The sequence below is a fragment of the Streptococcus suis genome (assembly GCF_046032535.1).
Lineage (GTDB): Bacteria > Bacillota > Bacilli > Lactobacillales > Streptococcaceae > Streptococcus > Streptococcus suis_AK.
Genome location: NZ_JARQPL010000011.1, coordinates 1 through 15,479 on the forward strand (window position 1 = coordinate 1; position 15,479 = coordinate 15,479).

A 15,479-nucleotide genomic window follows, 5' to 3' on the forward strand; every position below is an offset into this window, starting at 1 on the left:
ATTAAAGCAGTAAAACAAAAGGCCATTTTAGATGTGGCTGAAAGTCTGGGTTATTCCTTCAGACGTTTATCAGGACAAATTTTTGAACATCCAGACCATGATTCCTTTCGGATTTTTGCCGATACCAATACTTTCAAATGGTTTTCAAGAGATATACAGGGGGATGTGATTGACTTTGTTCAATTAGTGGCAGGTGTTTCTTTCAAAGAGGCTGTATCTTATCTTGAAACTGGAGATTTTGAACAAGCTAAGTTGATAGAAGAAACTTATCAACCGTTTCACTATCATTTGCGTGAAGAACCCTTTCAGCAAGCACGTATTTACTTAAAAGACATCCGTGGCCTAAGTGATCAGACTATTAATACCTTTGGCAGACAAGGATTGCTTGCTCAAGCTACTTATCAATCGGAGTCGGTTTTAGTGTTTAAAAGTTATGCCCATAATGGTGTCTTACAGGCCGCAAGTCTTCAAGGTCTCGTCAAAAATGAAGAAAGACACAAACGTGGTTATTTGAAGAAAATCATGAAAGGCTCTCATGGCTATGTCGGTATTAGTTTCGATATTGGTAATCCCAAGCGACTCATTTTTTGTGAATCAGTTATCGATATGATGAGTTATTATCAGCTTCATCACAAGCAGCTATCAGATGTTCGCCTGATTTCAATGGAAGGCTTAAAACTTTCAGTGATTGCTTACCAAGTCTTGCGTCTAGCAGCAGAGGAACAGGGAAAATTGGCATTTCTAAATACAGTAAAACCAAGCAGACTTAGCCATTATCTTCAGGCAATACAAGAGACGACAAACTTTTTCCAAACCCATTCAAACGCATTAACATTGGCTGTTGATTACGATGAGGCAGGAAGAGAATTTTGTAAAAAATTGTTAGACAAAGGACTTCCAATCGTTCAAGATTTACCACCATTACAGGGACTTGAAGCAAAGTCAGATTGGAATGATATTGTGAAGCAACAGAAGGAAATATCCTTAAGCAATCTTATTCAGTCAGCCCAGATACAAGCCATTAAGAATCATCCTCCACCAAAACGAGAGCGTGCTATGGAATTGTGATAACAAAATCAAGTCCGCTATCATAATCTAGAATGTGACAAGGAGGACGCCCTATGAGTGTGATTGAACGTCTAGCTGAAAAAGTAGCTAGGCAAGAAGAAAAGGTCTCACGTGAGACTGAGAAATTAGAAAACTATCGTGACCAACTACAAACTGCAATGTATAGCACCTTTATCAAACGGCAACAATCAAGTCAGTTGTCATTTCATGAAGCACTAGAGCAAGCCTTTGGTAAAGAATCTACACCGCCCCCAGATTACAGAAATGAGGATACAGAATGAGTAAAACATGGAATTTTGATCAGCCATTAGATGATGTGAAAACAACATCATCCCATGAAGAACGAGCTAAAATCGCAGCACTCTTCCATAAACAGGAAGAAAAACCAATTGAAGAAGTAGACTATGTGGCTGCTTTTGAACAGCAACAAAAGGAGTCAGAATCTAAAGATGTACAAACGCTCGCATCAACCGTTAAACAAAGTCAGCCGAAGAAGGTAAATATTACAAGTGACTATAAACAACACTTGGCTGATACCATTGCACAAAATAACAAGGATATTTCCGCCTGTCAGAAGCAAATTGAAGAACTTCATCAATTGATTGATGAAAAGAAAATCCAAAATAAAAAGTTGCAGGCTATTTCAGTAGCCATTGATGATTTATAAGTCAGGTAGTCCTATGCGGGCTACCTTTTTACAATTGAAGGAGAAGATAATGAAATTTTTTCAAAAGAAAAAACAGAACCAGGATCAATTTAAACGACTGATTCATCGACTATCTGAGATGTCAGATACTGAACTAACCAAAGTAGAACAACTCCTAGATGTGGTTTTTGATACAAATTTTAAGCCTGATAGGAACGTTGAATTATCTCAAAGCGTTATAAACGATGAGGAACAAAGTCTTGATAAGTCGATCCAAGAAGCGAAAAATAAACTGAATACTGAGCAGTTGGAGAAGCGAATAGAGCAGTTTAAGCAATCGAAGAAACCTAAAAACGGATAGCGCACCAAATATGGTGCACTATCCGTTTTTTATGGTATAATGAAAGCAAATATGAGGAGGTCTTTATCTATGATTGGAGACAATATTAAATCACTACGTCGGACACACGAATTAACACAGCCAGAATTTGCGAAAATGATTGGTATTTCACGCAATAGCTTAAGTCGTTATGAGAATGGAACTAGTAAAGTTTCAACAGAACTTATCGACCGTATTTGTCAGAAATTTAACGTTTCTTATGTCGATATTGTAGGAGAGGACAAGATGCTAACACCTGTTGAAGATTACCAACTGACTTTAAAAATAGAAGTGATAAAAGAACGTGGAGCAGCCATTTTATCACAGCTTTATAGATACCAAGATAGTCAAGACATCGCCTTTGATGATGAATCGAATCCGTGGATTCTCATGAGTGATGACTTGGCCGAATTGATTAACACGAAAATTTACCTTGTCGATACTTTCGATGAAATAGAGCGTTACAATGGCTATTTAGACGGTATCGAGCGGATGTTAGACATGGTGCATCATCGGGTGGTGGCTTAATGAGATTGGAAGAATTTAGTGAAACTGAGTTTCAGATGGCTTTACAGCGAACCATTCGGGCTTTAACCCGAGGAAAGACGATTCCAGATCAACCGAAAGCTATCTTACTTGGTGGACAAAGCGGAGCAGGTAAGACGACTATTCATCGTATCAAGCAAAAGGAATTTCAAGGCAATATCATTATCATCGATGGTGACAGCTACCGTTCTCAGCATCCCAATTACTTAGCCCTGCAAGAAAAGTATGGCAAGGACAGCGTGGACTATACCAAGGGATTTGCAGGAAAAATGGTAGAGCATCTGGTTGACGAACTCAGCACGCAGGGTCATCACTTGCTGATTGAGGGAACCTTGCGAACTACTCAAGTTCCTCGTCAAACTGCTCAATTATTAGCATCAAAAGGCTACCAAGTTTCCTTAGCTATTATTGGTACCAAACCAGAACTGTCCTATCTCAGCACCTTGATTCGTTACGAGGAGCTTTATGCCATATGTCCCAATCAGGCTAGAGCAACACCAAAGGAACACCATGATGGGATTGTAGAGAACTTGGTGGATAACCTAAGGGAGTTAGAAAGCGATAAGATCTTTGACCGCATTCAGATTTATCAAAGAGACAGGACTTGCATTTATGATTCTGAAACTGATGATGGTTCAGCAGCAGAAGTTCTTCAAAACTGCCTTTTCGGAGATTGGAGTAAAGTAGAGGAAGAAATGATGAAGGTTGGACGGGAACGGTTGAGAGAGTTTTCAGTAATGAAAGAAAATTAGGAGGAGATATGGTATGTATTTAAAAAGTTTGTCGATAAAAAATTATAGAAAATATGGCGAAGAAGTTCAGACTATTAACTTTGCTCATAGTAAATGGCCAGAAATGTTAGGTGTTGATGATGAATCGAAAAAGATAAATATAACAGAAGAGTATATATCAAAAAGTTCATCGTTAATTGTAGGAAAAAATAATTCTGGTAAAAGTACAATTGTCAAATTATTAAATACACTGCAAAATACCAAGTCAGGTAGTAGAAATATTTTCAAGCATACAGATTTTAACTTAAAAATGTTATCAGATTGGTACCAAGAGAATATTGAAAGTAAATCTGAAGAGGAAATAAAAAGTATTGATAAGTTTCCTAGTATGGAGTTTCTGTTGGTATTAGGAATTGATGATGAAAATGATATAATTTCAAGTTTCGAAGATATACTAATTTTAGGTGGAATAGATTCAGATGAAGTTCAAGAAAATGCGGAGGTGGCAGAAGTCTCAATTAATATTAAGTATGAAGTAGCAGATGTGGTGGCTTTTTTAGAAGAGCTAGTTAAAATTAAGACTAGCTATTTTGATGATAGAGAACAGCGTGATGGACAATACTTAGTATATAAAAAAGAGATTCGGTATCGAAAATTTTTAGGTTTGTTTAGCAGTAATTACTTTATATTAAATTGTTATCCGCTGGGAAGAGAGGAGCCTGCTAAAGAATTTTCTCTATCTTCATTACTAAAGGTAGAGACAATAGAAGCAAATACAGTTAAAAATGACAAGACGCTTTCACAAGCTTATAATAAAATAGTTTCAACTTATATAAAAAATAATGATATTGCAGCAATTGATAGTTTAGTTGGTGATATTAATTATCGAGTAAAGGATATGGTTGATGCCAATATAAAGGATATTCTTCAAAGTGCAGTATCTAGTATTGAGTCAACTAAGAATTTACAGATGAATTTACATCCAGATGTAACTTTAGAAAAGATTTTTGCAAACAGCATTATTTATGAGTACCAAGAGGGAAATAATAATATACCTGAAAGCCAGTTTGGTATGGGATATACTAATTTGATGGTTATTATCGCAAAGATTGTTGACTATATTGAGTTATATAGCGAGAAGGATATTAATGGTTCAGTAAACATTCTCTGTATTGAAGAACCAGAGTCATTTATGCATCCTCAGATGCAAGAATTATTTATAAAGAATATTTCAAAAGCAATTGCTACCTTACTAGGTAAAAAACAACAACTAGATACATTTCAAATTCTCATCACAACTCACTCAACACATATTTTAAACAGTAAGATTCAATCAGGAAATACGCTTAATAATATTAGTTATCTAGGTCAAACAGGTGTAAATAATTTTATAAAAAACATAAGTGATGACGCAATAGTATCCGGTATAGATATTGATAAGAAAGCTTATGAATATATAAAAAAATATTTAAGGCTAGAGGTTTCAGATATTTTTTTTGCTGATGCAGTTATTTTGGTTGAGGGAGTTTCTGAAGAAACTTATCTTAGATATGAAATTGATAGACATCCAATATTGAAAAATCATCACATTAAGGTTTATAGAATTGATGGTGCATATGCCCACCAGTTTATTAGTTTGCTAGAATTGTTGAATACTAAAACAATTATTTTTACGGATTTGGATTTAAAAAGAACTGAGGATGAAATGAAGGTCGATATAAAGGATAATGATGTTCCTGATATTATTCCATCTAATATTTCTGATTTAGTAGGAAAATATGCTATTGGAGAAAGTTCTTTGACTACAAATAGTACTCTTCAATATTTTATAAAAAAAGAACTATCCGATGAGAAAGCTAAATACAGTAGGATAAATAGCAAGTTAATTGAAATGCTTACTGATAAAGAAGAATTGATTGTTGAGTATAAAAATGTTTCCGCACATTCTCAAGGTAAAATCAATGGATACTATGCTACCAGCTTTGAAGAAGCAATTATTTTAACTAATGCTGTAAACAACAATGATGAGAATCTAAATAAAAAATCTTTAATTAAACTTTTACAGTATGTACATCCTAGAATGAAATATTTTGGAGATATTGACGAAACATCGGAAATCGCTGACAAATCTTATATGTATCAAGTTAAATTATCTGATGGAAAATCAAAATTTTCTACAGGAGTAGTATTCTTATCTATAACTGATGATACCTTTAATCTCAAACTTCCTAAATATATTGAATCAGGTTTAGAATCGCTTTGTGATTATTTCAAGGAGTAAACGATGACACATACGATTAGTCCAGAAAATAGAGAACTAGAGTTAGGCATTCAGCAAAAAATTAATGAATGTTTAGATAATTTTGAGAGCTTTTGTTTCAATGCTGGTGCTGGAGCTGGAAAAACCTATGCACTTCAAAAATCAATTGAGCATATTTTGAAGACGAAGGGAGAAAATTTAAAGTTAAGTAATCAAAAAATCTTATGTATCACTTATACTAATGCTGCAAAAGATGAGATTCTTAATCGACTTGGCAAAAATTCCTCGGCAGTAGTTTCTACAATTCATGAATTTCTTTGGGGATTTATTTCTATCCAGCAAGGGTTATTGACTGTAGAGCATAATAACAAGATCAAAGAGGAACTTAATAAAATTGAACAAAAGATAAATGCGAACCCACTTTCTGGAAGTGTAGATCTGGAGGTTTTCCATAAGGAAATTAGTGATGAAGAATTTTTGAAAATATTCTACAGTACACCAACAACCCCTGCAAGTAATTTTAAAGATGAGATTATAGGATATAATAAATACTTTAGTGTTTATCTAGGCAATGTAAAAAATTTTACTAGTTTGGTTAAGGATGTTGAAAAGAAGTGCAAACTTGAAGAAACGTTGAAAGAAATTGAGAATAAGAAATCTAGAAAAATCGTCTATAACCCAATTCGAAATCAAGATAAACTTGAAAATTATGTCATTAGTCATGATACGTTGTTACTTTACTGCAAAAATATTATTACAAGTCATAATTTATTAAAGAGATTATTTTCAGATAGATATCCTTATATCTTAGTTGATGAGTATCAAGATACAGATGAAAAAGTTGTTGCTATTATTGATAGTATCAGGGAATATTCAAATTCTAAGAAAAACTTAGTAGTAGGATTTTTTGGTGATTCCTTACAAAATATTTACGGTTCAGGAGTAGGTGTTCTGCCAAATAAAGAAGAATATAAGAGTATTGAGAAAATCTTTAATCGCCGTTCTTCTAAGCAAATAGTAGAGTTAATTGAAAAAATTAGGAATGACAATTTTGGTCAACAATCTATATATAGTGATTTTGATAATGGATCTTATAATTTTTACATAGCTGGTAAAGATTTTAATTTAGATACTTTTTTACAGGAAAATAGCCTGATTAATAATACATCCTGTCTTCTAATGAAAAATGATGATATTTCAAAAGCTCGAGGATTTGATGAACTACTATCAGTTTTGAAGAAGTTTCCACGATTTAGTGGTGCTAACTACGAAAACGTGACAAATGAATTTTTACAGAAGAATTTACAGCAGATGGGATGGTTTTTAAGAGAGATTTTAACTTTTATAGACTTAATTCAAAAGTCAAGGGATAATAATTCAACGGTCAGGGAGATTGTCCAGTTTGTGACTCCATCTAAATTAATGATAACATTTGCAGAGATGAAACAGTTTATTAGTAGCTCGAGAGAGATTAACCTATCAACATTGACAATTGATAAATGTATTACTGAAATTGCTAATATTCAGGGACGAATCTCAGGTGAAGATATTCTAAGAAAAATATTCTCGATAGGTGATACTGCCGAGAACATTTTATTGAATATAAAGAATCGTGCCTATGATTATTTTTACTATTCTCAAGATTCGGAGGAGTACGAAAGAGAAGTAACAGTTATTGATGAATTTTTTAATCTAGATGTTTCTCGTTTTATCAAATGGTATAGTTATATTTTTGATAATCTAAATAATGAGGCAATCTGTTACTACACATTACACGGTTCCAAAGGTCTAGAATTTGATAATGTAGTTGTTGTGTTACAAGATAATTTTGCTAGGAAGAGAAATTATTGTAAATATTTTTTTGAAAACTATAATACTTTAACTGATTCTGATTCACAATTTCAAGAAGTTCGCAATCTTCTCTATGTTGCTTGTTCCAGAGCAAAAATAAATCTTCATGTGGTATATATTGCTGATATACAAGAAGACATAGTAGATAATATCAAAAACATTTTTGATGATATAAAATATTTACCATAATCAAAATATATATGAGAGCGCCTGCTCTCTTTTTTCTTACCCTCATTTTTCATGATGTGATATCTTTTCCAAATCATCTCTATTATCCTAAAATCATACCTAAGAAAATCAAGTCTCGATTTTCTAATGGGGGTTTGGGGGCGAAGCCACCAAGTTATCTTATCGTTGGCTGTCAAAACTGAAAGGTTTTCGCCAGCTGGCGATATGATTTTTGGGATATTGTGGACACAATATCTGAGCTCGCAAAGACCTAAAAGGAAGGTTTTATGTAGTACCGTGTCTAATACGAGTGCGGGGATATACCGATATTAAAGAATGAGGAGGATACAGGATGGGAAATTTAGCTAGAGAGATACGTAAGGAAGTCAATTTCTCAATAGAAGAGTATCAACAGATACAAAATTTGATGGAACTGGAGGGATATGAACAATTTTCCCCTTTTGCTAGAGGTAAATTATTGAAAATAGACAACCAATCATCTCAGCAGCTTGAAGAATGGATAAAATATTTACAGCACCAAAAAGTAGGACAGATTTACCGGGATGTACATGAAATACTTGTTCTGGCAAAGTTGTCTCAATCAGTTACTATGGAACATCTTGAAATCATCCTGACTTGTATCAAAGACTTGATGAAGGAAATTGAGATAAGTATGCCATTAAGCCATTCATTCAAAGACAAGTACATGGGGTAAGTTATTATGGAAAATCGTTATCGAACCAATTTGAAAAAGGTGTATTTGAGTGATCAAGAATTAATTATCCTCAACAAAAATCTTGCTCAGAGTCAGTGTCCAAACTTTTCGCATTATGCCAGAAAACCTTACTCAATCCTGGTATGAATTTTATCACAATCGATACAAGAGGTTTTCAAGACCTGATTTTTGAAATTCGTAGGATTGGAAATAATATAAACCAGATTGCACGTTCGGTAAATCAAAGCCACCTACTTAGTCTTCAACAAGTCAAAGAATTGCAGCTCGGTATAGCAGAGTTAGAAAAACAGTTACAACAAGATTTTGATATAAAGTGTCAACGATTGAGAGAATTTTATGGTCATCACTAAGCACTATGCTGTTCATGGGAAAAAATACCGACGTCAATTGATTAAGTATATTCTTGATCCTAAGAAAACCAGTAATTTATCGTTGATTTCAGATTTTGGGATGAGTAATTATCTTGATTTTCCTGACTATATAGAGCTTGTAAAGATGTATCAAACTAATTTCCTTTCAAATGACCAACTATACGATTCACGGTTTGATAGACAAGAGAAAAAGCAACAGAAAATACATGCTCATCATATCATTCAGTCTTTCTCACCTGAAGATAAATTAAGCCCAGAGGAAATCAATCGTATTGGCTATGAAACGATAAAAGAGTTGACAGGGGGGCAATATAAATTCATTGTTGCCACTCATGTTGATCAGGACCATTGTCATAATCATATTATTATCAACTCAATCAATAGCCAATCTCAAAAAAAGTTGAAGTGGGACTACGCTCTTGAAAGAAATTTACAAATGATTTCGGATAGAATTTCTAAAGTAGCTGGTGCAAAAATTATTTCCCTTAAACGCTATTCTCATAGGGATTACGAGGTCTATCGCAGTTCTAATCACAAATACGAATTGAAGCAGAGATTATTTTTTCTAATGGAAAACTCAATTGACTTCAATGATTTTATGCAAAAAGCTGAGCAACTAAATGTCAAAATAGATTTCTCAAGGAAACATAGCCGTTTTTTTATGACAGATAGAAATATGAAGCAAGTCATCCGAGGAGATAAGCTGAATAAGAGAGAACCCTATTCAAAAGAATTTTTTCAACATTATTTTACCAAGAAAAAGATTGAACAGATTTTAGAATTTTTGTTGCCAAGATCCAAGTCATATGATGATCTAGATGAGAAAGCTCGGTTACTGGGATTAGAATTGAAGAGCAAAATAAAAACGATAGATTTTGTTCTTTCTGATGGAAAAAACTGCATTTCCATACCAAATAAGTCATTAAGAAAGAAAAATCTTTATGACACTACGTATTTTGAGACCTACTTCAAGGAACATGATGTGGTGGAAGTGCTTCAAAATAGTGACGTAAAAACGGAATTTGAAAGATTTGAGATGCAACAGTATTCAGGCGTGTTTACTGTAGAAGAAATAACCGAAGCTTATGAAACGTATAAAACTAAGAGAGATGCTGTACACGAGTTTGAAGTTGAGATTACGGAGGAGCAAATTGAAAAAATTGTGCCAGATGGTCTATTTGTTAAAGTTTGGATGGGTATTGGACAAGAAGGACTAATCTTCATTCCAAATCATCAACTAAATATCTTAGAACAAGAAAATAAGAAACAGTATCTGGTGTTTATTCGAGAAACATCTTCTTATTTCATTTATCATAAAGAAGACTCAGAAAAGAATCGATATATGAAAGGAAGGGACTTGATTCGCCAACTAACGTTTGACAATAAGTCTTTACCTTATAAGAGACGAACAAGTCTGTCTAACCTTCAACAAAAAATAGAAGAAATCAATTTATTGATGACCTTGCACACTCAAAATAAATCCTTTGTTGAATTAAAAGATGAATTGGTTGGAGAAATCGCACAGCTAGACATTGATTTAACAAACTTACAAGAAAAAAATGCTACCCCAAACAAGCTGGCCGAAGTCGTTGTTAACTTACAAAGTGAGAATCAAGATACCAAGCAATTAGCTAAGTATGAGCGCTCAAAGCTAAACTTATCGCAGGAGCTAACGATTGAGCAGGTAGAATCTGAGATTGAAGTTATTCAAAATCAGTTAAATAGTAAAATCAATGAATATGAAAATGCTGTGAGGAGGCTTGAAAGTATTTTTAACATTCTCAGGTACAGAATAAATATAGTTGACGGAGAAGAGTTAAATCTATTCTAGTATTCTCATTCTGAATACTATTATCAAAAATCACTATTTTACCCACGAGTTTTTATCGTTTATACTAAATCATGTCCAAAGGACAAGAAAAAAGATTTAGAGGTATAGAAATGAACTCAAGAAAAATAAAATTGTTTACAACAACAGCGATTGCAACCATTTTACTAGCTGCTTGCTCAGCAAATTCGACCAGCAATTCGACTGCAAGCTCAGCGAATACTGATAGTACTGTACTTCGCATTGCGGATCAAGGAATTTTCTCAGCTGGTGGGACTGTGACAACTTCTGAAGGAACTTTTGACCCAGCTAATCAATGGGAGGAAACCGGTGCCGGTCAGACTTCTCACGTTGACCATGCCAATGTTCTCTATCAAGTTCCAGAGGATGAAACAGAGGCACCAATGATTTTCCTACACGGGTATGGTCAATCACGTATGGGTTGGCAAACAACTCCAGACGGTCGTGATGGTTGGTCAGATTATTTCTTAAAAGAAGGACATAGTGTTTATCTCGTTGACCAACCACGTCGTGGTGAAGCAGGTCAAACCTCTGTTGCAGGAAATATCTCCACAAAAACGCTTGATCAACGTTGGTATACCCAATTCCGTATTGGTCGTTGGGAAAATGGTCAATCTGAAGTGTACGATAATTCACAATTCCCAAATGATGAGGAATCTTTGAATCAATTCTTCCGCCAAATGACACCAGATACAGGTATGCAGTCAGACATGGGAGCGGATTATGATAATGAAGTGGTTTCACGTGCTTTGGCAGAAACCATTGATGAAGTCTATGAAAGAACAGGTAAAAAAGCAATTGTAGTAACTCACTCACAAGGTGGGGCAGCAGGATGGACAGCTGCTCGTTATACAGATAATATTGGTGCTATTGTAGCCATTGAACCAGGTGGAGCACCAAGTACAGATAGCGATGAGTTCAAAGCTATTGTCGAGAAAAATATCCCAGTAACCTTCTATTATGGTGACTACATTGATAATGGTGATGCGGACATTCAAGCAACAGGTATGTGGCAAGCAATGCGTCAAACCGCCTATGACTTTGCGGATGCTATTGAGAAAGAAGGTGGCAATGCAAGTGTCGTTGACTTACCAAAAGAAGGTATTGAAGGAAATACTCACTTCATGTTCCAAGATAAGAATAGCGATGAGATTGCAGCTCATATTGAAGATTGGTTGAAAGAAAACGTAGAGTAATCTATGATCGGTGAAGTGATAGGTGCTATTGCTTCACTTTTTTATAGAAAGGGGAGAAGATAAAGAAATGAATAAAGAAAGAATATCCGCATTTGTAGATGCTGTATTGGCTATCATTATGACAATTTTAGTTTTGGAGTTGAAACGACCAGAATCACTAACGGTAGAGGGATTTTGGGCATTGCGAAATAATTTCTTTTCCTACACTATTTCATTTTTCTAGTTAGGCAATATGCTGATCATCATTCATAATGAATGGCTCTATGTTCAAAAAATTTCTAGTAAAACTGTCTGGTGGGTGATGATTCTTCTCTTTGACTCCTCGTTATTTCCCTATGTGACGGCTATTGTTTCAACTAATTTTACGATTCGTTAGCACAAGTTGTCTATGGCTTGGTTGTCTTATTCATTACCGTTTCAAACAGAGGGCTTTATCGTTCGCTTTATCAAGATGATCCAAACAATCTTCTCTTAAAACAACGAATTGAAGACATGAAGAAATGGATATTCTTTGATACGGTTGGGAAAGTCGTCGGTCTTGTCTTGTCAGCTACTATTTTTCTGCCAGCCATGCTTCTTTCCGTTCTTTTGACTCTGGTAGTTCTTGTGATTCCAAGGCAATTGACGGAGGATTAGGTTTAGTATAGATAGCAGTATTTAAAAAATGAATACTGCTATTTTTCTTTGCTATTGTACAGCTAAGCAAAATAGGACTATAATAAGGTTAGAAAGTGAGATGAATCCTATGAAACATGTTAGTTTGAACAATGGAGTGAAGATGCCAATTCTTGGCTTTGGTGTTTTCCAAATTCCTGCCAGTGCAACCAAGCAGGCCGTACTTGATGCCATTAAGGTTGGTTATCGTCATTTTGATACGGCTCAGTCTTATGCCAATGAAAAAGAAGTTGGTGAAGCTATCGCAGAATCAGGTTTGCCAAGGGAAGAATTTTTCATTACTAGCAAAGTCTGGCTAGAGCATTACGGTTATGAGAAAACGAGAAAAGCTGTTCTACATTCATTGGAGGTCATGGGCTTAGATTATCTAGACTTGATGCTCCTTCATCAGCCCTTTTCAGATTACTATGGTTCTTATCGTGCCTTGGAGGACTTGTATAAAGAAGGGAAACTGCGTGCCATTGGTGTCAGCAATTTCTATCCCGATCGTCTGAGTGATCTGGTGGCTTTTAATGAAATCACACCACAGGTCAATCAAGTTGAAACCCATCCGTTTAATCAACAGATTTTCGCACAAGAGAATATGATCAAAAATAATGTTCAGATGGAGTCATGGGCTACTTTTGCAGAAGGTAGAAATGGTATCTTTTCTCATCCGACACTAGTGGCGATTGCGGAAAAATATGGTAAGTCCACAGCTCAAATTATGGTTCGTTGGCAGGTGGAGCGTGGTATCATCTGCTTGACAAAATCAGTAAAACCAGAGCGTATGGCTGAGAATATTGATGTTTTTGATTTTAGCTTATCAGATGAAGATATGGCAGCCATTGCAGAACTTGATACAAAAGAAAGTCTGTTTTTCAATCACCAAGATGCTTCAACAGTTGACATGTTCTTGCGTTTGATTGAACAGAGAAAAAATGGAGGAAACTAAAGATGAAAACAATTGTATTAAATGATGGCCACATTATCCCACTGTTGGATTTGGTGTCTTTCAAGTTCCAAATGATGGTCCGACTTACCAGGCGGTTGCTGAGGCTTTAAAGGCTGGCTACCGTCATATTGACACGGCAGCAGCATACATGAATGAGTCAGATGTGGGCAAGGCTGTGCGATATAGTGGCATTGCTACGGACACTTGATACAGGAAAAGGTAGTCATGACCCCGAAACACCTGGCTTGGGTAAACGTCTTATGGCAGCCTACAAAATCAATGATTAAACAATAAGGAAGAAAAGGGAAGGAAGATGCTATTTTTCATCCTTTTCACTTTGTATGATTTCCGATATGAAAGGAATAGAATAATGACTATTAAACAGACTGCTGGGCGTGATATTCTAGGGGACTTTGCGCCAGAATTTGCTCATTTTAATGATGATATTCTGTTTGGAGAAAACTGGAACAACCCAGCTATTGATTTAAAGACACGTAGTATGATTACAGTTGTGGCCTTGATGGCTCAGGGAATTACAGACAGTTCACTAGAGCATCATCTTCAAAATTCCAAAAATAATGGTGTCACAAAAGAAGAGATTGTGGCTGTTATCACCCACGTCGCATTTTATGCGGGCTGGTCAAAGGCTTGGGCAGTCTTTCGTCTGGCAAAAGACATTTGGACAGAAGAGGAGAAATAAAAAATGTCAGATAAAGTAAGGTTTGATGAAGAAAACATCTTTGGACAAGGGCAGGAAAATGTGTCCTTTGCACAGTATTTTGATGGAAAGTCTTTTCTCAATCTGCTTGTTGATGACCAGTCGCCACTCTTTCTGGCCAATGTCACCTTTGAGCCTGCTTGTCGTAATCATTGGCATATTCATCGAGCAGACAAAGGCGGTGGGCAAATCTTGATTTGTACTGCCGGCCAAGGATGGTATCAAGAAGAAGGAAAAGCAGCAGTCAGTCTTAAGCCTGGAAAGGTGATTGTTGTTCCAGCCAATGTCAAACATTGGCATGGTGCTAAAAGTGACTCATGGTTTTCACATATTGCCTTAGAAGTTCCGGGGGACAATACCAAAACAGAGTGGTTGGAGCCAGTGTCAGAAGAGGATTACTTAGCACTAAGTTAATAACTTTATATTCTCAGAGTCAGTTAGACAAGGGTCAACTGACTTTTTTGATGCCTTAATTTGAAATTTGACTATTCATTTTTGAATAATAGTATAGATTTTTGATATTTTTCAAACCGCTATTTTAGGGCTATACTACTATTATCAAAAGAAAGTGAGAACGAATATGACTCAATTATTTACAAATAAAGTTGCCTTAGTAACAGGTGGCGGATCAGGAATCGGTCGTGCCATTGCAGAAAGTTATGCTAAAGAAGGAGCCAAGGTTATCATTGTTGGCCGTCGTGAAGCAGTCTTGAAAGAAGTTTCTGAAGCCAATGAAGCAATTAGTTATGTTGTAGCAGATATTACTAATTCAGCAGACGTGACTAAAATCGCAGAAACAATTCGATCAGACTTTAACGGTCAGTTGGATATTTTAGTTAATAATGCAGGTTGGGCACCTGTTACACCACTTAAAGAGTTGACAATGTCAGATTATGATCGTGCCTTTGCTCTTGATGTGCGGGCTTTATTGGATGTCACGATTCAAACATTACCGTTTATTCTTCAATCAAAAGGGAATATCATTAACCTATCAACGGTTGGCGCTCAGCACCGTGGTCCAAATATGTCTATGTATCTTGGTGCTAAGGCAGCTGTCGAAAACTTTACACGGGTCTGGGCCATGGAGTTGGCAAATGATGGTGTCCGCGTCAATGCTATTGCACCAGGTGCCATTAGCACAGATATTTGGAATTTAACCGATTTATCAGATGAAGAAGCCAAGGCACATGAGCAGGCTATTTCTCAATTGATCCCTATGCACCGATTTGGACGTCCCGAAGAAGTTGCAAGTCTGGCAGTCTTTCTAGGTTCTGAACAAGCCTCATTTGTGACAGGTGCTATTTACGGTGTTGATGGTGGACAGGGGGCAAGCTAAGAAATGTAGAAATGG

At 35.7% G+C, this 15,479-nt stretch carries 17 protein-coding genes and 2 pseudogenes; all 19 read left to right on the forward strand.

The window, feature by feature from the left end; all coding sequences use genetic code 11:
* On the forward strand, positions 1-1,068 hold a 1,068-nt coding region (locus P7J58_RS05040; RefSeq protein WP_408555856.1), incomplete at its 5' end, for a DNA primase.
* 53 nt (positions 1,069-1,121) lie between these two features.
* The gene (locus P7J58_RS05045; RefSeq protein ID WP_011922441.1) at positions 1,122-1,349 is read left to right on the forward strand and encodes a DUF5965 family protein; all 228 of its coding nucleotides are present in this window, start codon (positions 1,122-1,124) and stop codon (positions 1,347-1,349) included.
* On the forward strand, positions 1,346-1,735 hold the full coding sequence (locus P7J58_RS05050; RefSeq protein WP_029176738.1) for a DUF5945 family protein: 390 nt from the start codon (positions 1,346-1,348) through the stop codon (positions 1,733-1,735). Before P7J58_RS05045 ends, P7J58_RS05050 begins: the two co-directional genes overlap by 4 nt.
* A 49-nt stretch (positions 1,736-1,784) precedes the next feature.
* Positions 1,785-2,075 (forward strand): hypothetical protein, encoded by a 291-nt coding sequence (locus P7J58_RS05055; protein WP_029180369.1) that lies wholly within the window; start codon positions 1,785-1,787, stop codon positions 2,073-2,075.
* 69 nt (positions 2,076-2,144) lie between these two features.
* A complete protein-coding gene (pezA, locus tag P7J58_RS05060; RefSeq protein ID WP_024418311.1) occupies positions 2,145-2,621 on the forward strand; it encodes a type II toxin-antitoxin system antitoxin PezA in 477 nt (158 codons plus the stop codon).
* Positions 2,621-3,391 carry a type II toxin-antitoxin system toxin PezT gene (gene pezT, locus P7J58_RS05065; RefSeq protein ID WP_408555855.1) on the forward strand — a complete coding sequence of 257 codons (771 nt, stop codon included), beginning with the start codon at positions 2,621-2,623 and terminating at the stop codon, positions 3,389-3,391. The genes pezA and pezT overlap by 1 nt, the downstream gene beginning before the upstream one ends.
* Before the next feature lie 13 nt (positions 3,392-3,404).
* Entirely contained in the window at positions 3,405-5,651 is a 2,247-nt protein-coding gene (locus tag P7J58_RS05070) for an AAA family ATPase (RefSeq protein WP_105146467.1), read from the forward strand.
* Between the two features lie 3 nt (positions 5,652-5,654).
* On the forward strand, positions 5,655-7,670 hold the full coding sequence (locus P7J58_RS05075; protein WP_408555854.1) for a UvrD-helicase domain-containing protein: 2,016 nt from the start codon (positions 5,655-5,657) through the stop codon (positions 7,668-7,670).
* 331 nt (positions 7,671-8,001) lie between these two features.
* Positions 8,002-8,364 carry an SAG1252 family conjugative relaxosome accessory protein gene (locus tag P7J58_RS05080; protein ID WP_408555853.1) on the forward strand — a complete coding sequence of 121 codons (363 nt, stop codon included), beginning with the start codon at positions 8,002-8,004 and terminating at the stop codon, positions 8,362-8,364.
* Between the two features lie 6 nt (positions 8,365-8,370).
* A pseudogene (locus P7J58_RS05085) lies at positions 8,371-8,735 on the forward strand (MobC family plasmid mobilization relaxosome protein).
* Positions 8,722-10,587 carry an SAG1250 family conjugative relaxase gene (locus P7J58_RS05090; RefSeq protein ID WP_408555852.1) on the forward strand — a complete coding sequence of 622 codons (1,866 nt, stop codon included), beginning with the start codon at positions 8,722-8,724 and terminating at the stop codon, positions 10,585-10,587. Before P7J58_RS05085 ends, P7J58_RS05090 begins: the two are co-directional and overlap by 14 nt.
* A 110-nt stretch (positions 10,588-10,697) precedes the next feature.
* The gene (locus P7J58_RS05095; protein WP_105146708.1) at positions 10,698-11,801 is read left to right on the forward strand and encodes an alpha/beta hydrolase; all 1,104 of its coding nucleotides are present in this window, start codon (positions 10,698-10,700) and stop codon (positions 11,799-11,801) included.
* Between the two features lie 67 nt (positions 11,802-11,868).
* Complete coding sequence (locus P7J58_RS05100; RefSeq protein WP_321538201.1) at positions 11,869-12,024, forward strand: TMEM175 family protein; 156 nt, start codon at positions 11,869-11,871, stop codon at positions 12,022-12,024.
* Positions 12,025-12,194: 170 nt separating this feature from the next.
* Positions 12,195-12,437: a hypothetical protein gene (locus P7J58_RS05105; RefSeq protein WP_321538200.1), complete on the forward strand. Its 243-nt coding sequence runs from the start codon at positions 12,195-12,197 to the stop codon at positions 12,435-12,437.
* A 109-nt stretch (positions 12,438-12,546) separates the two neighbouring features.
* Entirely contained in the window at positions 12,547-13,410 is an 864-nt protein-coding gene (locus P7J58_RS05110) for an aldo/keto reductase (protein ID WP_193438581.1), read from the forward strand.
* Between the two features lie 2 nt (positions 13,411-13,412).
* A pseudogene (locus tag P7J58_RS05115) lies at positions 13,413-13,612 on the forward strand (aldo/keto reductase); the annotation flags it as partial.
* A gap of 168 nt (positions 13,613-13,780) precedes the next feature.
* Positions 13,781-14,110, forward strand: coding sequence for a carboxymuconolactone decarboxylase family protein (locus tag P7J58_RS05120; RefSeq protein ID WP_105146706.1), 330 nt, complete (start codon positions 13,781-13,783; stop codon positions 14,108-14,110).
* Between the two features lie 3 nt (positions 14,111-14,113).
* On the forward strand, positions 14,114-14,542 hold the full coding sequence (locus tag P7J58_RS05125; RefSeq protein ID WP_105146705.1) for a cupin domain-containing protein: 429 nt from the start codon (positions 14,114-14,116) through the stop codon (positions 14,540-14,542).
* A gap of 166 nt (positions 14,543-14,708) precedes the next feature.
* Positions 14,709-15,464, forward strand: a complete 756-nt coding sequence (locus tag P7J58_RS05130) for an SDR family NAD(P)-dependent oxidoreductase (RefSeq protein ID WP_105146704.1) — start codon at positions 14,709-14,711, stop codon at positions 15,462-15,464.
* Positions 15,465-15,479 lie beyond the last annotated feature (15 nt).